Source organism: Streptomyces sp. NPDC048185, assembly GCF_043202495.1.
Taxonomy (GTDB): Bacteria; Actinomycetota; Actinomycetes; order Streptomycetales; family Streptomycetaceae; genus Streptomyces.
The window spans coordinates 291,944-312,351 of the sequence record NZ_JBIDAN010000007.1 but is presented as its reverse complement, the minus strand read 5'-3'; the positions used below and the strand labels follow the sequence as shown (position 1 = coordinate 312,351).

Annotated in this window: 20 protein-coding genes, 1 tRNA gene and 1 pseudogene; 10 read left to right on the top strand and 12 right to left on the bottom strand. The window is 71.4% G+C overall.

Features of this window, described 5'->3' with window-relative positions:
* The first annotated feature begins 1 nt into the window (after position 1).
* The 8 genes from ACGF3H_RS22575 (at position 2) to ACGF3H_RS22540 (ending at position 8,581) form a co-directional block, all read left to right on the top strand.
* Complete coding sequence (locus ACGF3H_RS22575; protein ID WP_393585102.1) at positions 2-901, top strand: 4Fe-4S binding protein; 900 nt, start codon at positions 2-4, stop codon at positions 899-901.
* On the top strand, positions 898-1,548 hold the full coding sequence (locus tag ACGF3H_RS22570) for an NADH-quinone oxidoreductase subunit J (protein WP_362489317.1): 651 nt from the start codon (positions 898-900) through the stop codon (positions 1,546-1,548). The genes ACGF3H_RS22575 and ACGF3H_RS22570 overlap by 4 nt, the downstream gene beginning before the upstream one ends.
* Positions 1,548-1,937 carry an NADH-quinone oxidoreductase subunit NuoK gene (gene nuoK, locus ACGF3H_RS22565; protein WP_362489319.1) on the top strand — a complete coding sequence of 130 codons (390 nt, stop codon included), beginning with the start codon at positions 1,548-1,550 and terminating at the stop codon, positions 1,935-1,937. Before ACGF3H_RS22570 ends, nuoK begins: the two co-directional genes overlap by 1 nt.
* Entirely contained in the window at positions 1,934-3,928 is a 1,995-nt protein-coding gene (locus tag ACGF3H_RS22560) for an NADH-quinone oxidoreductase subunit L (protein WP_362489321.1), read from the top strand. The genes nuoK and ACGF3H_RS22560 overlap by 4 nt, the downstream gene beginning before the upstream one ends.
* A 6-nt stretch (positions 3,929-3,934) precedes the next feature.
* Positions 3,935-5,509, top strand: coding sequence for an NADH-quinone oxidoreductase subunit M (locus ACGF3H_RS22555; RefSeq protein WP_362489323.1), 1,575 nt, complete (start codon positions 3,935-3,937; stop codon positions 5,507-5,509).
* Positions 5,506-7,041 (top strand): NADH-quinone oxidoreductase subunit N, encoded by a 1,536-nt coding sequence (locus ACGF3H_RS22550; RefSeq protein WP_362489325.1) that lies wholly within the window; start codon positions 5,506-5,508, stop codon positions 7,039-7,041. Before ACGF3H_RS22555 ends, ACGF3H_RS22550 begins: the two co-directional genes overlap by 4 nt.
* A 263-nt stretch (positions 7,042-7,304) precedes the next feature.
* A complete protein-coding gene (htpX, locus tag ACGF3H_RS22545; RefSeq protein WP_362489327.1) occupies positions 7,305-8,168 on the top strand; it encodes a zinc metalloprotease HtpX in 864 nt (287 codons plus the stop codon).
* On the top strand, positions 8,165-8,581 hold the full coding sequence (locus ACGF3H_RS22540) for a YccF domain-containing protein (RefSeq protein ID WP_362489329.1): 417 nt from the start codon (positions 8,165-8,167) through the stop codon (positions 8,579-8,581). The genes htpX and ACGF3H_RS22540 overlap by 4 nt, the downstream gene beginning before the upstream one ends.
* A 331-nt stretch (positions 8,582-8,912) precedes the next feature.
* Here the strand turns inward: ACGF3H_RS22540 and ACGF3H_RS22535 are convergent, their stop codons facing one another.
* Positions 8,913-10,157, bottom strand: coding sequence for an APC family permease (locus ACGF3H_RS22535; RefSeq protein ID WP_362489331.1), 1,245 nt, complete (start codon positions 10,155-10,157; stop codon positions 8,913-8,915).
* Between the two features lie 140 nt (positions 10,158-10,297).
* Here ACGF3H_RS22535 and ACGF3H_RS22530 point away from each other — a divergent pair, with 140 nt between their 5' ends.
* Complete coding sequence (locus tag ACGF3H_RS22530) at positions 10,298-10,564, top strand: GlsB/YeaQ/YmgE family stress response membrane protein (protein ID WP_362489333.1); 267 nt, start codon at positions 10,298-10,300, stop codon at positions 10,562-10,564.
* Positions 10,565-10,628: 64 nt separating this feature from the next.
* On the opposite strand, the gene ACGF3H_RS22525 is transcribed toward ACGF3H_RS22530, so the two are convergent.
* Entirely contained in the window at positions 10,629-11,117 is a 489-nt protein-coding gene (locus ACGF3H_RS22525; protein ID WP_362489335.1) for a YajQ family cyclic di-GMP-binding protein, read from the bottom strand.
* Between the two features lie 237 nt (positions 11,118-11,354).
* Between ACGF3H_RS22525 and ACGF3H_RS22520 the strand changes: the two genes are divergently transcribed.
* Positions 11,355-11,436 (top strand) — tRNA-Tyr (locus tag ACGF3H_RS22520).
* Between the two features lie 164 nt (positions 11,437-11,600).
* Here the strand turns inward: ACGF3H_RS22520 and ACGF3H_RS22515 are convergent.
* From ACGF3H_RS22515 to ACGF3H_RS22470, 10 genes and pseudogenes are all read right to left on the bottom strand, one after another.
* Complete coding sequence (locus ACGF3H_RS22515; protein WP_362489337.1) at positions 11,601-12,968, bottom strand: tyrosine-type recombinase/integrase; 1,368 nt, start codon at positions 12,966-12,968, stop codon at positions 11,601-11,603.
* Positions 12,969-13,025: 57 nt separating this feature from the next.
* Positions 13,026-13,211, bottom strand: coding sequence for a helix-turn-helix domain-containing protein (locus tag ACGF3H_RS22510; RefSeq protein WP_308884014.1), 186 nt, complete (start codon positions 13,209-13,211; stop codon positions 13,026-13,028).
* A 438-nt stretch (positions 13,212-13,649) separates the two neighbouring features.
* The gene (locus ACGF3H_RS22505; RefSeq protein WP_362489340.1) at positions 13,650-15,125 is read right to left on the bottom strand and encodes an ATP-binding protein; all 1,476 of its coding nucleotides are present in this window, start codon (positions 15,123-15,125) and stop codon (positions 13,650-13,652) included.
* A 3-nt stretch (positions 15,126-15,128) separates the two neighbouring features.
* Positions 15,129-15,980, bottom strand: a complete 852-nt coding sequence (locus tag ACGF3H_RS22500) for a bifunctional DNA primase/polymerase (protein ID WP_362489342.1) — start codon at positions 15,978-15,980, stop codon at positions 15,129-15,131.
* Positions 15,981-16,067: 87 nt separating this feature from the next.
* Positions 16,068-16,532, bottom strand: a complete 465-nt coding sequence (locus ACGF3H_RS22495; protein ID WP_362489344.1) for a hypothetical protein — start codon at positions 16,530-16,532, stop codon at positions 16,068-16,070.
* A gap of 207 nt (positions 16,533-16,739) precedes the next feature.
* Entirely contained in the window at positions 16,740-18,860 is a 2,121-nt protein-coding gene (locus ACGF3H_RS22490; RefSeq protein WP_362489346.1) for an FtsK/SpoIIIE domain-containing protein, read from the bottom strand.
* A 105-nt stretch (positions 18,861-18,965) separates the two neighbouring features.
* Entirely contained in the window at positions 18,966-19,283 is a 318-nt protein-coding gene (locus ACGF3H_RS22485) for a hypothetical protein (RefSeq protein ID WP_362489348.1), read from the bottom strand.
* Positions 19,284-19,314: 31 nt separating this feature from the next.
* Positions 19,315-19,500 carry a hypothetical protein gene (locus ACGF3H_RS22480; RefSeq protein WP_362489672.1) on the bottom strand — a complete coding sequence of 62 codons (186 nt, stop codon included), beginning with the start codon at positions 19,498-19,500 and terminating at the stop codon, positions 19,315-19,317.
* A complete protein-coding gene (locus ACGF3H_RS22475) occupies positions 19,488-19,844 on the bottom strand; it encodes a hypothetical protein (RefSeq protein WP_362489673.1) in 357 nt (118 codons plus the stop codon). The genes ACGF3H_RS22480 and ACGF3H_RS22475 overlap by 13 nt, the downstream gene beginning before the upstream one ends.
* A gap of 184 nt (positions 19,845-20,028) precedes the next feature.
* Positions 20,029-20,406 (bottom strand): annotated as a pseudogene (locus tag ACGF3H_RS22470) (DNA cytosine methyltransferase); the annotation flags it as partial.
* Between the last annotated feature and the right edge of the window lie 2 nt (positions 20,407-20,408).

Below are 20,408 nucleotides of genomic sequence, written 5' to 3'. Positions count from 1 at the left end.
CATGTCCCCCGTCCCCGGCTCCGGCCTGGCCAAGGGCCTGGCCGTCACCCTCCGCACGATGACGAGGAAGACCGTCACCGAGCAGTACCCGGACACCCAGCCCGACCTCCCGCCCCGCACCCGCGGCGTGATCGGCCTGTTCGAGGAGAACTGCACGGTCTGCATGCTGTGCGCCCGCGAGTGCCCCGACTGGTGCATCTACATCGACTCCCACAAGGAGACGGTGCCGGCGGCCACGCCCGGCGGCCGCGAGCGCAGCCGCAACGTCCTCGACCGCTTCGCCATCGACTTCTCCCTGTGCATGTACTGCGGTATCTGCATCGAGGTCTGTCCTTTCGACGCGCTGTTCTGGTCCCCGGAGTTCGAGTACTCCGAGACGGACATCCGCGACCTCACCCACGAGCGGGACAAGCTGCGCGAGTGGATGTGGACGGTTCCGGCCCCGCCCGCCCTCGACCCGGGCGCGGAGGAACCGAAGGAACTCGCCGCCGCGCGCAAGACCGCCGACAAACTGGCCGCCCAGCAGGAAGCCGCCCGGCAGGAAGCGGCTCAGCAGCCGGCCGCCGAGCAGGAGGCCGCCCAGCAGGGCGCGGCCGGGGCGCCCCGGCCGACCGAAGCGCACGCCGACGAGCAGGCCCGCGCCGCCGAGCAGCCCACCCGCCCGATGGGCGACTCCAAGCAGCAGACGGACCAGCCGAGTCCGGACCAGCCGGCACCCGGGCAGCCGAGGCCGGACCAGCCGAGTCCGGACCAGCCGGCACCCGGGCAGCCGAGGCCGGACCAGCCGAGTCCGGACCAGCCGGCACCCGGACGGGGGCCGGACCGGCAGGAGCCGGACCAGCCAGGTGCCGGGCAGCCGGGTCCCGGGCAGCCGGGGCCGGGACAGGAGGGCCGGGCATGACCCTCGCAGCGACCGCCGTCCGCCTCGCGGCGACGGACCACACGACCACGGCCGCCGGATCCCACGGCTTCCTGTCCCCGACCGGCGTGGAGATCGCCTTCCTCCTCGTCGGCCTCGTCACCTTCGGCGCCGCCGTCGTCACCGTCACGACCCGGCAGCTCGTCCACGCCGCACTGTGGCTGGTGGTGGCCCTCGGCGGCCTCGCCGTCGAGTACCTCCTGCTCACCGCCGAGTTCATCGCCTGGGTGCAGGTCCTCATCTACGTCGGCTCCGTCGTCGTCCTCCTCCTGTTCGGGCTGATGCTCACCCGGGCCCCCATCGGCCGTTCCCCGGACGCCGACTCGGGCAACCGCTGGGCCGCCCTCACCGTGGCCGTCGCCGCCGCGGCGGCCCTGGTGTGGGTCGTCGTCGACGCCTTCCGGACCACGTGGATCGACCTGGACGGCCCGGCCGCCGGCTCCACCGCCGTGACGGGAGCGAGCCTCTTCCAGAACTGGGTCCTGCCCTTCGAGGCCCTCTCCGTCCTCCTCCTCGCCGCCCTGGTCGGCGCCATCGTCCTGTCCCGCAGGGCCAAGGCGGAGCGAGCGGCCGACGCCGCCGCCCCGGCAACCACCCCGAACGGTGCCGGCAAGGACGGTGTCCGCTGATGCACCTCGCCTATCCCGCCGTTCTGTCCGCCCTCCTGTTCTGCACGGGTCTGTACGGAGTCCTCGCCCGCCGCAACGCGATCCTGGTCCTGATGTCGGTCGAGCTGATGCTCAACGCCGTCAACCTCAACCTGGTCGCCTTCGACGTCTGGCTCAGCAGAACCGCCGAGGAGACCCTGCACTCCGGACAGGCCCTCACCCTGTTCACCATCGCCATCGCCGCCGCCGAGATCGGCATCGGCCTGGCGATCGTGCTCGCCGTCCACCGCAACCGCGGCACCGCGGACATCGACCGGCTCCGCGACACCGCCGAGGGCCACGAGCCGGACGGCCCCGACACCGACGCCCCCGCGACCGGGACGGCCGAGAAGGCTGAGGCCACCGCGTGACCACGACCACCCTCGCCGTACTCGTCCCCCTCCTGCCCTTCCTGGGGGCGGCCGCCGGCCTCCTCCTCGGCCGCACCGCACCCGGTTTCGTCCGCCCGCTCGCCGTCCTGCCCACCCTGGCGGCCGTCGTCCTCGCCGTAGTGGTCGCCACTCGCCAGGGCGGTGGCCAGGCCGTCGAAGCCGCCACGGAACTGACACCCACCGGCTCGGTCCCCATCGAGCTCGCCCTGGACATCGACGGCTTCGCCGCCCTCGTGGCCGTCCTGGTCGGCTGCGTCGCCACCTGCGTACAGCTCTACTCGACGGGCTACCTGCGCGACGACCCGCGCTACCCCTCGTACGCCGCGCTCGTCTCCCTGTTCACCTCCGCCATGTTCCTCGTCGTCTACTCCGGCGACCTGATGGTGCTGCTGGTCGGCTGGGAGATCATGGGCATCTGCTCGTACTTCCTGGTCGGCCACTACTGGGAGACCCCCGAGGCGCGTGCCGCCTCCCTCAAGGCCTTCCTGGTGACCAAGCTCGGTGACGTCCCCTTCCTCATCGGCCTGCTCGCGCTGGCCACCGAGACCGGCTCCTTCCGCATCACCGAGATCCTCGGCGCGGTGGCGAGCGGCTCCATCGACCATCCGACCCTGATCGCCCTGCTGCTCCTGGCCGGCGTGGCGGGCAAGTCGGCGCAGTTCCCGCTGCACACCTGGCTCCCCGACGCGATGGCGGGCCCGACACCCGTCTCCGCCCTCATCCACGCCGCGACGATGGTCGCCGCCGGTGTCTACTTCATCGCCCGGCTCCTTCCGCTCTTCGAGGCCTCACAGGCCGCGATGGCCGTCCTCGCCGTCATGGCCGCCGTCACGATGGTCGGCTCGGCGCTCGCCGCGCTCGCCCAGGACGACATCAAGCGCGTCCTCGCCTACTCGACCATCGGGCAGCTCGGCTACATGACCGGCGCACTCGCCGCCGGCGACCGCGGTGCCGCCGTCTTCCACCTCCTCACGCACGGCGCCTTCAAGGCGCTGCTGTTCCTCGCCGCCGGCGTGATCATCCACGCCGCCGGCACCAACTCGCTGGCCGCCATGTCCCGCATGCGCGACCTGCGCAACCGCGTCCCGGACGCCTACTGGACGATGACCGTGGCGCTGCTCGCGCTCGCCGCGATCCCCCCGTTCAGCGGCTTCTTCTCCAAGGAGTCCGTCCTCGGCGCCGCCGAGCACGTCGCCACCGGCCACACCGAGCACGCGCCCGGCGCCGCGGGCTGGACCGTCCTGGTCGCCGGCCTGCTCACGGCCCTGCTCACCGCCGCCTACGCGACCCGCCTGTGGCTGCTGGCCTTCCGCGGCCGGGGCACCGAGGCCCCCGACCACGGCAGGCAGCCGTGGGTCATGAACGCCGTGCTCTGGGTGCTCGCCATCCCCTCCCTCGCCCTAGGCGGACTCGCCTTCCGCCTGCTGCCCGACTGGTTCGACGGCACCGACCTGACCCCGGCCCTCACCACCTCCGTGCTAGGCACGGGTGTGGCCCTGGTCGGCGGCATCGTCACCTACGCGGCCTGGCGGCACACCACCGCGCTCGCCGCCCGGACCCCGCTGGGCGCCGTCGCGGCCCACCCCGAGGCCGACGCCGGCCAGGTCGAGGCCGAGGCCATCGCCAGCCACACGCCCGCCTACGGAAGCGTGGCCTCCGCACCCGACCCGGCCGACCCCGGACGGCTGCTGCTCGGTCCCCTCCACCGTCACGCGGCCGCCGGCTTCCACCTGGACGCCGTGTACGCGGCCCTCTTCGTCCGTCCCGTCCAGGCCGGCGCGAGCCTCGTCCGGTTCCTCGACCGCGAGGTCGTGGACACCTACGTACGCGGGGCGGGCACCCTGCCCCGCTGGCTCGGGGCGGCCGTACGCCGGGCCCAGACCGGCAATGTGCAGACCTATGTGAGCGCGCTGCTCGCCGGCACCGTCGTCCTCGCGGTCGCCGCCGTCCTCGTCGCCACGGGAGCGTGAGCAGGCGTGATCGATATCAACGAGTCCGTGATGCAGTTCCTTCTGGCGTTCGTCGTCGTCGGCCCGCTCCTCGGCGCCGCCGCCGCTCTCCTGCCGGCCCCGCCCGGACTGAAGGGGAAGTCACCCGACCAGGCGGTGCTGCGGCACGGTGTCACCGTGACCGGCGTCGTCCTGCTCGCCGCGATCGTCCTCGTGCTCGGCTTCGACCACGACCGCCCGTCGACGATGCAGGCCGGCACGGACATCAGCTGGATCCCCGCACTCGACGTGCGCATCCACCTCGGCATCGACGGCATCTCCCTCCCCCTGCTGGTCCTGACCGCGCTGCTGACCTTCCTGTGCGCGCTCTACTCGTACTTCAAGCTGCCCGCGGGCCCGAGCCCGAAGGCCTTCGTCGCACTGCTGCTCGTCCTCGAGTCCGGCACCCTCGCCACCTTCGCCGTCCTCGACCTGATCCTGTTCTTCCTCGCCTTCGAGACGGTCCTCGTCCCGATGTACTTCCTCATCGCCCGCTGGGGCGGCGAGGGACGGGCCCAGGCCGCCTGGAAGTTCATCCTCTACACGCTGCTCGGCTCCGTCGTCATGCTGCTCGGCCTGCTCCTGATCGGAATCAGGGCGGGCACCTTCGACATGGTGGCACTCGCCACTGACAACGGCCGGTCGCTGACCACATCCGTGCAGGTCATCGCCGTTCTGGCGATCGGCGTCGGGCTCGCGGTGAAGACACCGATGTGGCCACTGCACAGCTGGCTGCCCGACGCCCACACCGCCGCGCCGACCGTCGGCTCGGTCCTGCTGGCCGGCGTCCTGCTGAAGATGGGCACGTACGGATTCGTCCGCATCCTCCTCCCGGTGGCCCCGGACGGTTTCCGCACCTTCGCGCCCTACCTCGCCGCCTTCGCCGTCGTCGGGATCATCTACGGCTCCCTGGCCTGCCTGGCCCTCGCCAAACGGGGCGCGAAGGGCGATCTCAAGCGCCTCATCGCGTACTCCTCCGTCGGCCACATGGGCTTCGTGCTGCTCGGCATCGCGACCATGACCCCGACCGGCGTCAACGGCGCACTGTTCGCCAACATCGCCCACGGCCTCATCACCGGCCTGCTCTTCTTCCTGGTCGGCGCCCTGAAGGACCGCACCGGCACCACCGACCTCGACACCCTGGCCGAGGAGACCGGCGCCGCCCTGTACGGCAAGGCGCCGCGCCTCGGCGGCCTGCTCGCCTTCGCCGCGGTCGCCTCGCTCGGCCTGCCGGGCCTGGCCGGGTTCTGGGGCGAGATGCTCGCCCTGTTCGGGGCCTTCGACCCCCGGGCCGACCTCAGCCGTCCGGCCTTCCTCACCTTCATGGCGATCGCCGCGTTCGGCACCCTGCTGACCGCCGCGTACATGCTGATCGTGGTCCGCCGCGTCTGCATGGGCGCCGTCCCGCGGGAAGCCCCGAAGCTCACCGACGTACGCACGTACGAGTTCGCCGCCTGGACCCCGCTCGTCGCCCTCACCGTCGTCGCCGGGCTGTGGCCCAAGACGCTGCTCGGGCTGACCGACCCGGCCGTGCAGCAGCTCCTCTCAGGAGGCACCCGATGAGCTCCCTGGCCCAGCCGCTGGCCGAGCCCCTGGCCCAGAACCTCGTCCAGTCCGTCGACTGGCTCGCCATCGCGCCGCCCACCCTCGCCGCGGTCGTGGGGCTCGTCGTCCTCGTCGCCGACCTGTTCGTCGCGGACGCCCGCAAGGCGCTGCTCGGCTGGATCGCGGTCGCCGGACTCGCCGCCTCCGCGCTCCTGCTGCTGCCCCTCGTGGGCGACGACCGCTCCACCTTCTGCCTCACCGGCGACGCCGACGTGTGCAGCTACACAGCGGACACCTTCACCCTCGCCATCCAGTTCCTGGTCCTCGGCGGCGCGCTCCTCGCCGCCCTGCTCTCGGTCACCGCCGTGAAGGACGCCGACCGGGGGCTGCCCGAGGGCGAGTTCTGGTTCCTGCTGCTCTCCTCGGCGGCCGGCGCCGCCCTCCTGCCGGCCTCCCGCGACCTCGCGACCCTCGTCGTCGCACTCGAGGTCGCCTCCCTGCCCGCCTTCGCCCTGGTCGGCCTCCGGCACGGCGACCGGCGCTCCTCCGAAGCCGCGCTGAAGTTCTTCCTGTCCTCGGTCACCGCGACCGCGGTCAGCCTCATGGGCATCAGCTTCGTGTACGCCTCCACCGGCACCCTCTACCTCACCCAGGTGGCCGACCGCGTCCAGCACGTCGACGGGCAGCTCACCACGCTCACCCAGACCGGCGTCGTCCTCACCCTCGTCGGCTTCGCCTTCAAGACGGCCGCCGTGCCCTTCCACTTCTGGGTGCCCGACACCTACGTGGGCGCGCCGCTCCCGATCGCCGCCTACCTGTCCGTCGTCGGCAAGGCGGTCGGCTTCTCCGGCCTGATCCTCGTCACGGTCGTCGCCCTCCCGTCCTACGCCGATGCCTGGGGACCGGCCCTCGCCGTACTGGCCGCGCTCACCATGACCGTCGGCAACGTCGGAGCCCTGCGCCAGCAGGCCACGCGCGCGTACAGCGCGGTACGGCTGCTCGCCTGGTCGTCCGTCGGCCAGGCCGGCTACCTCCTGGTGCCGATCGCCGCCGCCGGGTACTCGGACGACCCCGAGCGGTCGATCGGCTCCACGGTCGCCTACGCCCTGATGTACGCCGCCGTGAACCTCGGCGCCTTCGCGGTGGCCGCACTGGTGGGCCGTACCAGGGCCCTCAACCGCGTCGCCGACTACCGCGGCCTGTACGCGACCAACCCGCTGACCGCCCTGCTCCTCGCGTTCTTCCTGCTCTGCCTCGCCGGGCTGCCGCCCGGCATCATCGGCCTCTTCGCCAAGGTCACCGTCTTCTCCGCGGCCGTCGACGCGGGCCTCGGATGGCTGGCCGTCGTCATGGCCGCCAACGTCGTCATCGCGCTGTTCTACTACCTCCAGTGGACGGCCCTGCTGTTCCGCGCACCCGAGGGCGAGGCCGTGCGGCACCGCCTGCCCACCCCGCTCACCGCCGCGATCACCGCGACCGCCGTCCTCGCCGTCGCCCTGTCCGGAGCCCCCCAGCTGATCCTGCGCTTCGCCGGCACCGGACTCTTCTGAGCGGCGGCCGCGCATCGGCACGCGCGCGTGGGGCACTCGGCCCCCACGCGCGCGTGTCGCATGCCGGGCCGCCACCCGGACGGACCACGCGCGCGGCCGTGCCCGCCGGGGAACTGGTGGCCGTCGCCTGGCGTTGACCAGTACGGAAGGGTCCACTGGACGTGACAGCACGACCCCAGGGGCATCGGAGACCGGGAAGCAACCACAGCGAGCGAGACCAGCAAGCGAAGGGTTCCCCTGCTGCACGATCTGGAGGGCGCACGGTGCACCGCCGGCACAACGGGCTCAGGACCGCAGTACTCCTCGGGGGACTGTCCGCGCTCATCATCGTCATCGGCAGTTTCTTCGGCCGAGCGGGCCTCGTCGTCGCCGTCCTCGTCGCCCTGGGCACGAACGCGTACGCCTACTGGAACAGCGACAAGCTGGCCCTGCGCGCCATGCGCGCCCGCCCGGTGAGCGAGTTCGAGGCCCCGGCTCTGTACCGCATGGTCCGGGACCTCTCCACCCAGGCCCGCCAGCCCATGCCCCGCCTGTACATCTCCCCGACGGACGCCCCGAACGCCTTCGCGACCGGCCGCAACCCGCGCAACGCCGCCGTGTGCTGCACGGACGGCATCCTGCGCCTGCTCGACGAGCGCGAGCTGCGCGGGGTCATCGGACACGAGCTCAGTCACGTGTACAACCGCGACATCCTGATCTCGTCGGTCGCCGGCGCCCTCGCCTCCGTGATCATGTTCCTGGTCAACTTCGCCTGGCTGATCCCGATCGGGCGGTCGGACGACGACGACGGCCCCGGCCTCCTGGGCATGCTCCTCATCATGCTCCTCGGCCCGCTCGCTGCCGGCCTCATCCAACTGGCGATCAGCCGTTCCAGGGAGTACGAGGCCGACGCGTCCGGGGCCCAGCTCACCGGCGATCCGCTGGCCCTCGCAGGCGCGCTGCGCAAGCTCGACGCGGGCACCAAGCAGCTGCCCCTGCCCCCGGAGCCCCGGCTCGAGACGGCCGGCCACATGATGATCGCCAACCCGTTCCGCCCCGGTCAGGGGCTGTCGAAGATGTTCTCCACCCACCCGCCGATGGCCGAGCGAATCGCCCGGCTCGAGAAGATGGCAGGTCGTCAGCAATGAAGACCATCCTCAACGTCATATGGCTCGTCCTCAGCGGCTTCTGGCTGTTCCTCGGCTACCTGGCCGCGGGCGTGCTGCTCTGCATCACCATCATCGGCATCCCGTTCGGCATCGCGGCGTTCCGCATCGGCGTCTACGCCCTGTGGCCCTTCGGGTACACGGCGGTCGAGCGCCGCGACGCGGGAGCAGCCTCCTGCGTCGGCAACGTGCTGTGGCTGGTCCTCGCCGGCTGGTGGCTGGCGATCGGCCACATCGTGACCGGCATCGCCCTGTGCGTCACGATCATCGGGATCCCGCTCGGCATCGCCAACTTCAAGCTGATCCCGGTCTCGCTGCTCCCGCTGGGGCGCGAGATCGTGCGCACGGACCAGCCGTTCACGGCCACCGCCGGCACCCAGAGGAACGGCTGGTAGCCCCGGGAAGGACCCGGCAGAAGCCGCCGGTTCTCCACAACCGCGAGGTTGTCCACAGGCCCGGGCGAAGACCGGCCGCGGCTCGCATCATGAACGCATGACCGAGTACGAGCAGTTGCCGACCCGAACGGGCACCGGGGCCCGCAACACCGACGCACCGGGCCGGACTTCCCCCGCGCCCGCCGTCAGGGCGAGGCCGAGGCGGCCGCGGGGCGGGACACGGCCCCGCGGGCCCACCGCCCACACGTACGGCGGCATGGTCCACGGCGACGGACGTGACCCCACAGAGACGCACCGAAGCAGCCGCCGGTCCCGACCGGGCCTCGGCGGTTCACCGCGGAGCCGGCCGCCCCCGCACCGCGTACGCCACCACGCCCACCGCCAGCACCCCCACGCCCACGCCCACCGAAACCACCGGAAGGGAGAACGCCAGCACCGCGCACCCGACCAGCCCGAGAGCAGGTACCACCCGCGCCGTCGGCACCGAGTCCAGCGTCCAGGCCGACGCGTTGGCCACCGCGTAGTACACCAGGACGCCGAAGGACGAGAACCCGATCGCTCCCCGCACGTCCACCGTGGCGGCCAGGACGGCGACCGCCGCACCCACGGCCAGTTCGGCCCGGTGCGGCACCCGGTACCTGGGATGCACCGCGGCCAGCGCTCCGGGCAGGTGACGGTCCCGGGCCATGGCCAGGGTCGTCCGCGAAACACCCAGGACGAGGGCGAGCAGCGAGCCCAGCGCGGCGACGGCGGCACCCGCCCGCACGACCGGAGCCAGCTCCGGCACGCCGGCCGCCCGGACCGCGTCGGCGAGCGGCGCGGACGCCCGGCCGAGACCCACCGGCCCCAGCACGGAGAGGACAGCAGACGCGACACACCCGTACACGGCCAGCGTGATGCCCAGAGCCAGCGGAACAGCGCGCGGAATGGTGCGCGCCGCATCCCGCACCTCCTCGCCGAGAGTGGCGATCCGGGCATACCCCGCGAAGGCGAAGAACAGCAGCCCGGCCGCCTGCAGCACGCCGTCGGCACCACCCGACAGTCCGACGTCCAGCCGTCCGGCACCGGCCCGCCCCGACCCGAGGCACACCACCACCACGGAAGCGAGGACAGCCAGGACCACCGCCACGATCACCCGCGTCAGCCGTGCGGACTTCCGCATGCCGCCGTAGTTCACCGCGGTCAGCGCCACCACGGCCGCGACCGCCACCGCGTGCGCCTGCCCGGGCCAGACGTACGCGCCCACGGTGAGCGCCATGGCGGCACAGGACGCCGTCTTGCCGACGACGAACGACCAGCCGGCCAGGTACCCCCAGAACTCCCCGAGCCGCTCGCGTCCGTAGACGTACGTGCCGCCGGAGGCCGGATACCGGGCCGCCAGCCGCGCCGACGACATGGCGTTGCAGTAGGCCACCACCGCGGCCACGGCGAGGGCGGGCAGCAGCCCCGACCCGGCGGCGCGCGCCGCGGGCGCCAGGGCGGCGAAGATCCCGGCGCCGATCATGGAACCGAGCCCCACGACCACCGCGTCGCCCACGCCCAGGGTGCGCCGAAGTTCCGGACCCGCTGGTGTCATGCGCCGCACCCTACTGACCGATGCAACCGCCGGGAGCACCCGGAACGTCCTCCTGACCAGGAAGACATGAACACACGCGGAGGTACGAGCCCACAGCGCTCGGACAGCGCGGGCACAGTGAGAAAGGGCAGGGTCACGGCATGACCGTCATCGGCTGGATCATCCTGGGACTGTTGGCCGGAGCCATCGCCAAGCTCCTGCTGCCGGGCCGCGACCCCGGCGGCTTCGTCGGCACGACCCTCATCGGCATCGCGGGCGCGTTCATCGGCGGCTGGATATCGGCCCGCTGGCTGGACCACCCGATCAGCAAGGACTTCTACGACGGCGCCACCTGGGCGGCGGCGATCGGCGGCTCGCTGGTCCTCCTGATCGCCTACCGCATCCTGTTCGGCAACTCGCGCGACTGAGCGCCGCCCGGACCGGGCGGGCAGCGAAAAGGGTGGGCACCCCGGGGGCGCCCACCCCGGTGGGTCACCGGTAGTTGACGAACTGCAGCGCGAAGTCGAAGTCCTTGCCCTTGAGCAGCGAGATCACGGTCTGGAGGTCGTCGCGGCTCTTGGAGCTGACCCGCAGCTCGTCGCCCTGCACCTGGGCCTTCACGCCCTTGGGGCCCTCGTCGCGGATGATCTTCGCCACCTTCTTGGCGTTGTCCTGGGAGATGCCCTCCTCGATGGACGCGAAGATCTTGTACTCCTTGCCGGAGAGCTGGGGCTCACCCGCGTCCAGAGCCTTCAGCGAGATGCCGCGCTTGATCAGCTTGGACTGGAAGACGTCGAGGACAGCGTTCACCCGGTCCTCGGAGTTGGCCTCCATGAGGATCTTGTCCCCGGACCACGAGATCGAGGCGCCCACGCCCTTGAAGTCGTAGCGCTGGGAGATCTCCTTGGCGGCCTGGTTGAGGGCGTTGTCGACCTCCTGCCGCTCGACCTTCGAGACGATGTCGAAACTGGAGTCGGCCATGTCCTGTGGCTCCTTGTATCTGGGGTGCGTGTCGGGCCGCGTAGCGGGTCCGTACCGGCATACGTGGGCGGCCGCCGAGCCCGGCAGGGGTTCTCGGCCGCATCCGGACAAGCCTAGCCACCCGCCGCGCCAGGGGTGGAGATCAATCGGGTGGCGAAGCACCCCTCCGTATCGGGTATTGTTTACGTCGTTGCCACGGAGCACCGCCGCAAGACGGTACGAAGGGCAGCAAACCTTGGCGGTGTGCCCGAGCGGCCAAAGGGAGCAGACTGTAAATCTGCCGGCTCAGCCTTCCCAGGTTCGAATCCTGGCGCCGCCACAAGACCGAAAGGGTCTGTGACCAGCAGCAATGCTGATCGCAGGCCCTTTCGGCGTTGACGGGCACGACCTGATCGTTATGGGTGCTTTTTCCCAGTGTGTCTCATCCTGATTCGGGTGCTGACCAGTCCGTGTGGGGCAGGCGTGGGGCAGCTTCCGGGCGTCCTAGCTGCCGTTCTTCAGCGCCCGCTCGATCCGGGCGTTCGCTGTGGCGGCGCCGCCGTCCAGGCACTTGGCGTAGACCCGGAACAGCACGGCCACGCTGTGGCCGGCGCGGGCGGCCACCTCCTGTGGCTCCACGCCGGAACTGAGCCACGTGGACACGGCGGCGTGGCGCAGATCATATGGACGCTTGGCCAGCAGTGAGGAGCACTGAGCGGGCGTGAGGGCACGCGCACGGGCCTCCGCCCATACTTCGCCGTATCCGGTGTCCTGGATGAGTCCGCCACGCTGCGTCCGGAACAGCCGCCCGTCGGGGGCGACGCCGTATGCGGTGACGTGCCACCGGAGCAGGTTCACGAGATCGGGCGGGATCGGCACGGTGCGGACTGCCTTCCGGGGCCGGTGCTTGAGCCCTCGCCGGTCGTGCGCCTCCCCGCTGTCCGTCCAGGCCGACCCCGAGCGCGGGCGGGTTTCCCGGAGTCGCAGAGTGCCCCACCCCCGGCGGGGCAGTTCGCAGTCCTGGAGACGGAGGCCGATGACTTCCGCCGGCCGTGCCGCCGCGTAGTACATACAGCCGAAGAACGCGACCAAGCGCCGCCCGCGAGGGCTCTGCGCACGCACGGCATCGAGCAGGGCGAGTGCCTGCCGCGGGTCCGGTACTGAGGCAGGGTCCAGTTCCTCCGCTACCTGCTCCGGGGATTTCCACTGCACCTGTGGCAGGGGGTTGTCCGTTAGGCGTCCGGCGTCAACGGCGTAGCCGAGGGCGTTGTGAAAGATTGCCCGCTTTCGGCGGATGGTCGACGCCGCCGCCGTGGTGCCGTCCAGTTTCTTGGTCAAGGCGTCGAGGGCGGCGCGTACCTGCATGCGGTCGGCCAGCGCGGACGTGGGCAGGGACTTCCGCTCGAACCATGACAGCACGGCGGCCACGTCGTCCGGGGGCTCCTGGCCACGGCGGCCCACGTTGAATGCCCAGCTATAGAGGGCCGTCCGTACCGTCTGGGCATCAGCCATGCCCTTGGTGTCCCTGACGAGGGCGGGCGTAACGGTGGCCATGGCTTCAGCGAGTGTCCGGCGTGTGGAGCCGGGGGAGTGCTGCCACTTCATCTCGATGTACTCGCGGGCGTGCTGGTACCAACTGACATCGTTGCGCTGGCGCAACTCGGAGAGCGGCGCCCCGGTGGACTCGTCAAACGGCTCGCCAGCGTGAGCCGCCCGCAGCAGCTCGGCGCGGCGGCCCTCTGCCAGGGTCTTGGTGCGGAACGTCTGCGAGTGAGGCGTCTCGCCCGTTTTCCAGCGCAGCTCTGCGGAGGTCTGTCCACGATCCTTCCGCTGGCGGACGGACCAGATCCGAACGTCGTACGTCTTCCCCATCGAGGGCCTTCCTACGAAAGGGGCCCCGTGGTGGGGCCCCTCCGGTGCGGTCATGGATCAGGCAGCGATTTCATGCGTGGCCCACCACGCGTCCAGGTCGCTACGGCGACACCGGATATGCCCGTTCGGGAGCTTGATGAGCTTGGGGGCCTTGCCGCGAGCGCGCATGCGGTAGAAGGCGGCGCGGCTCATTTCGATCTCTTCGAGGACTTCGGGGAGCTTGAGCATCTTGGGGCGGGCCATGGTTGCTACTCCTCGGTTTGGTGGTCTCGGGGTGGTGGTGTGTCCGAGGTGCGGATTTCTGCGTCACTGCGTCAAACGCGTCATGCGGGTCTGTGACCTGTGGGTTTGCGTGACTCGGCGGTGTCGGGTGTCTGTCACCGTCGGGTGCGTGTGTCACGGGGCTGTGACGCGGGTGACGCGGTGTGACGCGGGTTTCGAGTGCCTGTGTCACGCTCATTCGCGCAGGTCAGGGGCCGTCATGGGGGTGACGGATGACGCGGTGACGCAGGGGCTCTCTCTTAGGACAAAAGAGAGGGGGGGTTTCTGTTTGTGGTGCGGCGGCGGTGTTGAAGAAGGAGCCGCTTCGCGGCGCGTTCTTGGGGCGGCTGTCGCCGAACAGCAAGAGGAGCACCAGGGCGCCGGGTGCTCCTCTTGCTTGTCGTGCGGCCGAGAGCGCGGTCAGTGCAGGGAGCCCTGTTGGTGCAGGGGCTCGGGCAGGGGCCGGGTCATGGAGATGTAGCGGGCGGCGCTGGTGCGTCCCCAGTCGATGACCACGCCACGGGCGGCGAACGTGGGCTGAAGCCGCTTGAGCCGGTCGGAGAGGACTTTGCCGGTGGTGGGCCACCCCTTGGGCAGAGGGCGGCAGTCCTCGCCGCTGTGAAGGCGGCTGAGGCAGTCCAGCCATTCGGAAGAGGTCATACGCTGCTCTGCGCCCGGTTCGAGTCCGGCGGCGTGGTGCAGGACGGTCTGTGCCAGCAGGTCGCCCTCGATCACGTCGTCGTTGAGGTCGTCGAGGCTGGCCCGGTAGGCGGGCAGGGAGGCGAGGCCGGTGGCCGTGTCGAACTGCGCGCACAGGTGGGCGAAGTCAGCCATGCGCAGGTCGGTGGGCGTGGGGGCGGTGGCGGCGCGGACCTTGACGGTGAGGTCGAGGAGCGAGCCGAGGATGACGGGCAGGGCGGTGGTGAAGTCGGCCCACAGTTCCGCTTCGGTGCGCCGCACCGTCGGCCGTTCCAGGCGCAGGGGCAGGAGGCGTTCGGCGAGGTCGGGCCGGATCACGCCCACGTCGATGCCGGTCAGCAGGAGGGGGCGGCGGTAGCGGGAGCGGTACACGTCGCCGTCGCTGAACAGGGCGCGCTTGATGGACTCGGCTCCGGTGACGATGCAGCACATGAGGTCGGACAGGTCGGGGGCCAGGTGGGAGAGGTTGTCCAGGGCGGTGATCCAGCCTGCCGCCACGGCGGTGATCAGGCTTTCCTCGTCCTTGGGGGCGCGGCGCAGGTCGCCGCTCATGCCCTCGATGATGCGCACGAGCATGCGGCCGGCGGTGGACTTGCCGGCGCCCTGGGGGCCGGTGAGGAACGGTGCGGGGACGGGGACGCCGGGTTCCAGGCAGCCGACGAGCCAGGCCAGCGCCAGGCATTCGGTGTCCGGGGTGGCGAAATTGGTCAGCCTCAGCAGGGCGTCGATGCCCTGCCCGCCCGTGTCCTTGGCGGGCAGGGGCAGTTCGCCGGTGAGCTGGGTGCGGCGCCAGCAGACCTCTGCGGGGTCGGGAATGGCGATGGTCCAGCCGGTGGGGTGGATGCGCACGGACTGGCCGTCGTCGCGGCCGAGGTCGAGCCAGGTGGCCCCGTCCGAGCCGGGTGCCACGCGGATGTGGGTGGCTTGCACGTCCTGGGAGAGAGCGAGTGCTTCGATCAAGTCCAGTGCCTCCTTCAAGGCGGTGCCGTTGAATACGCCGATGCCGTCGCGGAAGAGTCCGACCATGAGTTCCTGGCGGTGGCTTCCGGTGGTGCCCTGGGAGCGGATGGGCCGGGCTACGGGGTGGCCGTTGCGCTGGGCGTAGACGGTGCCGTCGACGGTGCGGAAGTAGCGGAAATGGGCCTGCGCGTAGTCGGTGATGACCTCGCGACCCGGCGTCTTCTCGTCCTCGGACACGGTTCACATCCCCAAAGCGGTCAGGGCGTTGGTCCACGCGTCCGTGCAGTGCCGGGCTGTCTCGCCCTTGGCCTGCGCGGCGGTGAACAGGCGGGCGACGTGGGTGTCGGTGAGGCAGCCGCACCGGCCGTGCCGGGACAGCACCGCGAGGAACGTGCGGTACACGGTCGCGTGGACCGCGCTGGACGCCTCCGTGATGCGCTGCTCCGCCATGGCGACGCCCCGTTCCAGGAAGACGGGCGTGCGGTGCGGACACTCCCCCTGCCCGCCCCTCAGGAGCCCTGAGAGCGCCTGTGGCGACTTGGGGGCGGGAGACGGCTCCTTTACTGCCAGGGCACGCACCACGTCCGGCAGAGCGGCGATGGTTCCGGTGCCCGGCCCGAGCCAACGGGCGTAGGCCATGGTGGACTTGATGTCGACCCCGGGCCGCACGGCGTTGCGGGAGGTCATGGCGCCCCGGTAGATCCAGTGTTCGCCGCGTGTCGTGGGCACGGTCCGGGTGGCGGGCAGGGCGGTGCGGGCCCAGGCGATGGCGTCGGCGTCGTCGAGGTCGAGGACGGTCAGTCCGGCGCCGCCGGGGTGGTAGGCGACGCACACGGCCTGCCGCCAGGCTGCCGCCCATTCGGGGGAGACGATGACGGCGGGGTCGGTGGTGGCGGCGGCCCACCCGTGGCAGGGGGCCGCGCACCGGCAGGGGCCCGGGGTTTTCATGTTCGGTCGGCCGCCGCACGCGTTGTCGGCGCACGTCGTGCAGTTGCCGAATGGGACCTTGCCCCGGCGCAGGGGCAGCACGGGGACGCCGGACGCTGCGAGGCTCAGCGCCGTGTGCTGCGGGTAGGGCGTGGGTTGCGTCATGCTGGGGTATCTCCAGTTCCTTGACGGGTTCTGGCGAGCAAGGGCGGCCCCGCGTTCTTGGCGGAAGGGGGGCCGCCCTTGGCGTAGCTAGCCGTGGAAGTGGTTGCGCTTGATCACGGCCTTGCGGATGTTCACGGTGGTGCCGCCCTGGTGGCCGCGCGTGCTGAAGAGCTGCACGGCGATCCATCCGCCGAAGATCACGGCGGCCAGGATGATGAGCTGGGTGATGAACGCGGTCAGGGCGGCGATGAACGAGGTGAGCAGGACCAGCCCGCCGCACACCGCGAGGAACCCGGCGCCGCCGAGGGCGATGTTCACGGCCGTGCGGGAGACGGCCGGTGCGGTGGCGGCCGGTTCGGGGTGGGCGGGGTTGATGGCGTAGCCGGTGACGACGCGGCCGTCCGGCAGGACCACGCTCGCCACCGCCGGAACGGCGTTCGGCTGCACCGGCACGACCGGCGCCGGGGCGGGCACGGCGGGCGGGTACGGGGTGGGCTGGTGGACTTCCACGGCCCGCTGTGCGGGCACGTGCGGGGTGTGCTCGGGGTACATGCGGAATCCCTTCCGGCCGGGGGCCAGGGAGGCAGAGACACCCCCTTCGGGGTGCTCTGCAGGGGGGTGTTCGGGGGGTGTGACCTGCGTGCCTCCCTGACTCCCTGAGCGATCATTCACGCAGGTCAGGGCCAGGGATGCGGGTCAGGGAGGCGGATAGGGAGTTCTCCCTGCCTCCCTGTCCCGCCGGTCGTTCGCTCCCTGCCGTCAGTCGGCGGAAGCGGAACCCGCGTCGTCGCGGTTGGCGAGCGCGCGGGCCACCCGGTCGCGGGAGACGACCATGACGCCGTCGGACTTGTACGGCTCCGCGCCGGCGTCGTCGAGGACGCGCTTGAGGTCGAGGAACGACCAACCGCCGTAGGCGTCCGCGTTGCGCGCGGCGAGCCGCGCGAGCACGTCCTTGGTCCGCACCCGCGGGGCGTCGCCGATGACGGCGGCGATGTCGGCGAGTGGGTCGTGCTCCGCGCTGCGGTCGATGGCGTGCAGGGTGGTGACGCCGTCGCGCAGGGCCTTGGCCCGGTCGGTGATGGCCTTGGCGGCGTCGTCGTCGATGTAGTGCGTGCGCACCGTGATGGACGACTGACCCGCCGGGATGCTGATCCCGTCGGAGGCCACGACCAGGGTTCCCCGGTCCAGCCCGGGCCGGAGCAGGTTCGGGGCGGCGCCCCCGTCGACGGCCTTGTCCCCGAGGGCCATGCGGGCCTGGGATTCGGTGCCGAGGGCGAGGGATGCGCGGGTGTGGGCGCCCTCGCGCACGAGCTTGGGGAGGTTCTCGTTGGTCGGGTCCTGCGTGCCCTGCCACATCAGCACGTTCACGGCACGGCCCTGGTTGTGAATCTTGCGCACGGCCATGAAGTACCGGGAATCGGCCTTCGCTCCGCCGTAGGGCCGCTTGTCCTTGCCCGTGCCCTTGGCGGGGCACATGAACGCGACCTGCGCTTCGTCGACCAGCACGATCAGTGGTGGGAACACCGTCCCGGGCGGCGCCTGGATCCGGCGGTTCATCTCGTCGACCGCGCCCTCGACCATCTCGGTCACCTGGATGACGTGCTCATCCGTCGGCCCCTGGATCAGCGTCGTGGCCAGGCCGTCGAACATGGCCCAGTCGCCCACGCCCTTGAGGTCGCCCATGAGGAACTGCACGGACTTGTCCAGGGACAGCCACAGGGCCAGGGAGCGCAGGGCCACGGTCTTGCCCTGGTTCGACAGGCCAGTGATAAGGAGGTGGCGCTGGTAGAGGGACAGGGCGGCGGCATCCCCGCGCAGGTCCTGACCCCACGGCGCCTTCCCCTTGGTGTAGTCGGCGGTCATCGTCTCGTCGGTGACCAGCGGAGACGGGCCGATCGGCTCGTCCAGCGCCCCCGAGTCGGCGATCCACAGCCGCACCGTCCGCGCCGCCTGCGGGATGGTGATGAACACCTCGTGCTCGTGCCGGGTCAGGTTTTCGGCAAGCTTGCGCCGCTTGTTCTGCACCTCGTTGGTCGACACCCCGGAGGGAAGGGTCACGTCGACCTCGACACCGCATCCGGCGATCCGGATCGGGCCGAGCATCGAGGCGCCGGCGTCGCCCATCTCCTTGATGGCCCGGGCCAGGGCGGGCACGCCGAGGTCGCGCAGGGCCTTGACCACGATGGACGGGGTGATCGGCTCACCCTCGCCGTTGCGGACGTTCGCCGGGAGGGCCCAGTTCGGCGCGGCCTGCTGCTTGCGGCCGACCGACCACAGTGCGAGCAGGGCCAGGAAGGGGCCGATCGTGAGCGCCGGACCCCATACGACCTGCACGATCCGGATCAGCAGGGCGATGAAGTCGATGGTTGCCGCGAGCGGGGTGATGACGTCCCCGGCCTGGCCGGTGTTGATGGCCATGACGATCCCGAGGGCGACCAGGACGCCGATGCTCATGCCGGCGCCGACGGCGACGCCCTTGGCGGCCTCGACCGGGGAGTGCAGGAGGTCCATGCGGCGGTGGTGGCGGGCGGCGCGGAAGCGCTGCAGCCGCTCTTCCCACTCCTCGGCCGCTTCGAGGTTCCCGGCGGCTTCCGCCGCGCGGATCATCCGCTCGTAGCGCGAGCCGGTGCGGCCGTCCCACGCGCGGCGGGCCACGATCCGCCCGCCGTTGAGGGTGTAGAGGCCGTGCCGGGCTGCCGCGCGGACCGTGGCCCGGGTCGTCTCGTGGGTGGCGGCCGTCTTCACAGCGCGGCCGGAGCGGACCCACAGTGGCACGGGCCGCGCGGGCGGCGCGTCGGGCACGACCGTGAGCACGGTCGGTGCCATATCCGGGGTCGGGGGGTCGGTGGCCTTGTGGAGGTGAACGACGTTCTCAGACATGCTGGAACTGCTCCTGACTGCCCCTTCGAGGGGCGGGAGTGAGGGAGTGAGCCGGGGTGGCCGGGTCCGTGGAAAGAGCGGTCACCCCGGTACGGAAAGAGCTGTTCAGAACCAGCCGGACGACTTCTTGGCGGCCTTCTCGCGGGCGGCCTCGGTGAGGAGGCGCTGGCGCTCGCCGTGCAGGGCGGTCAGCTCCGCGTTCAGCCGCATCTCGGCACTGTTGCCGGTGGCGTCCATGCGCTGTTCCTCGCGGCCCGCACTGCGGCCCCGGGCGACCTTGTAGCCGCCGACGGCGAGCGAGCGGGCCATGGCCCGGCGTTCACTGCCGTTCAGCGGCCACCACTCGCCCCGGCGGACCGCTTCGAGCTTCTTCTGTGTCGCTTGGATCGCGCGGTCCAGGCGGCGGATGTCGGCGTTGCGCATCGGTTGGCTACTCCTCGAAGGCTGGGGATGGTCAGGCGGCACGGGCGGGGAGGGCGGCGGGGGCGAGGAAGCGCAGCGCGGCCGTGGCCTGTTGCGGGACCACGCCGTTGCCCAGAGCTTTGAGCTGTGCGGAGCGGGACAGGCCGGGGACGTCGGTGACGTGTCCGGCGGGCAGGCCCATGAGCCATTCGACGAAAGCGGGGCTCAGCCGTCCCACAGCGTCAACTGGCCCGGGGGCGGGGCGCTGGAGGACCGCCTCCCACCGCGCGACCGCTTCGGCGTACTCGCCCCACCCGGCGCCTGTGTCGGGAACGCACTCACCGCCGTCTCGGGCAGATTCGCCCTGCCCGACCGCACCCGCCGGTCCGTCGCCTCCGTGCGCGAGACCGCACCCTTGGCGCCGTCCAACGCCCGCGGGGTCGGCAGGAGTGAGCCCATCTCGGCTGCCAGGCTCTTGCCGTGCGTGCCCGCTTCCTGCGAGGGGCTGCGCTTGGTCTGCCGGTTCTCGTTCTCCGACGCGCGCGGGGTGGGCAGCAGCGAGACGACGTGACGCAGGTTCATCCCGCCCTGGGCCGCGTGTCCGGCTCCGGTGTTCTCCGAGGTCGACGGGGTCGGCAGGAGCGAGCCGACGGCGGTCGGAAGCTGCCCGCGCTGCCCGCCGCCCCTCCAGTCCCGTGCTGCCGGAGTCGGCAGGCCAGGCGAGGACGAAGAGGCGTTTGCGCTGGTGAGCCGCTCCCACGTCAGATGCGCGAAGAGTGCACCACCGCGCATCGAACCCGAGGGCGGCAAGGTCTCCAAGGACGGAGTCGAATCCGAGAGAAAGGTGCCCTGCGACGTTCTCAAACACCGCGAGTCGGGGTCGTAGAACCCCAAGGGCACGGGCGATGTCGGGCCAGATGTGCCGCTCATCAGCGGTTCCCTTCCTCTTGCCGGCGGAGCTGAACGGCTGGCAGGGGTAGCCGCCCGTCACCATGTCGACCGGTTCCACCTCGTCCCAGGTAGTGGCGGTGATGTCGCCGAGGTTCGGCACGTGCGGGTGGTGGTGGGCGAGGATGCGGCAGGCTCCGGCGTCGTTGTCCGCGACCCAGGCCAGCGAGCCGCCGAACACGGCCTGGACGGCCATGT

Coding starts and splice junctions, on each gene's coding strand:
- ACGF3H_RS22575 (WP_393585102.1), top strand. CDS start 2: ATGTCCCCCGTCCCCGGCTCCGGCCTGGCCAAGGGCCTGGCCGTCACC.
- ACGF3H_RS22570 (WP_362489317.1), top strand. CDS start 898: ATGACCCTCGCAGCGACCGCCGTCCGCCTCGCGGCGACGGACCACACG.
- nuoK (WP_362489319.1), top strand. CDS start 1,548: ATGCACCTCGCCTATCCCGCCGTTCTGTCCGCCCTCCTGTTCTGCACG.
- ACGF3H_RS22550 (WP_362489325.1), top strand. CDS start 5,506: ATGAGCTCCCTGGCCCAGCCGCTGGCCGAGCCCCTGGCCCAGAACCTC.
- ACGF3H_RS22540 (WP_362489329.1), top strand. CDS start 8,165: ATGAAGACCATCCTCAACGTCATATGGCTCGTCCTCAGCGGCTTCTGG.
- ACGF3H_RS22535 (WP_362489331.1), bottom strand. CDS start 10,157: ATGACACCAGCGGGTCCGGAACTTCGGCGCACCCTGGGCGTGGGCGAC.
- ACGF3H_RS22530 (WP_362489333.1), top strand. CDS start 10,298: ATGACCGTCATCGGCTGGATCATCCTGGGACTGTTGGCCGGAGCCATC.
- ACGF3H_RS22525 (WP_362489335.1), bottom strand. CDS start 11,117: ATGGCCGACTCCAGTTTCGACATCGTCTCGAAGGTCGAGCGGCAGGAG.
- ACGF3H_RS22515 (WP_362489337.1), bottom strand. CDS start 12,968: ATGGGGAAGACGTACGACGTTCGGATCTGGTCCGTCCGCCAGCGGAAG.
- ACGF3H_RS22510 (WP_308884014.1), bottom strand. CDS start 13,211: ATGGCCCGCCCCAAGATGCTCAAGCTCCCCGAAGTCCTCGAAGAGATC.
- ACGF3H_RS22500 (WP_362489342.1), bottom strand. CDS start 15,980: ATGACGCAACCCACGCCCTACCCGCAGCACACGGCGCTGAGCCTCGCA.
- ACGF3H_RS22495 (WP_362489344.1), bottom strand. CDS start 16,532: ATGTACCCCGAGCACACCCCGCACGTGCCCGCACAGCGGGCCGTGGAA.
- ACGF3H_RS22490 (WP_362489346.1), bottom strand. CDS start 18,860: ATGTCTGAGAACGTCGTTCACCTCCACAAGGCCACCGACCCCCCGACC.
- ACGF3H_RS22485 (WP_362489348.1), bottom strand. CDS start 19,283: ATGCGCAACGCCGACATCCGCCGCCTGGACCGCGCGATCCAAGCGACA.
- ACGF3H_RS22475 (WP_362489673.1), bottom strand. CDS start 19,844: ATGAACCTGCGTCACGTCGTCTCGCTGCTGCCCACCCCGCGCGCGTCG.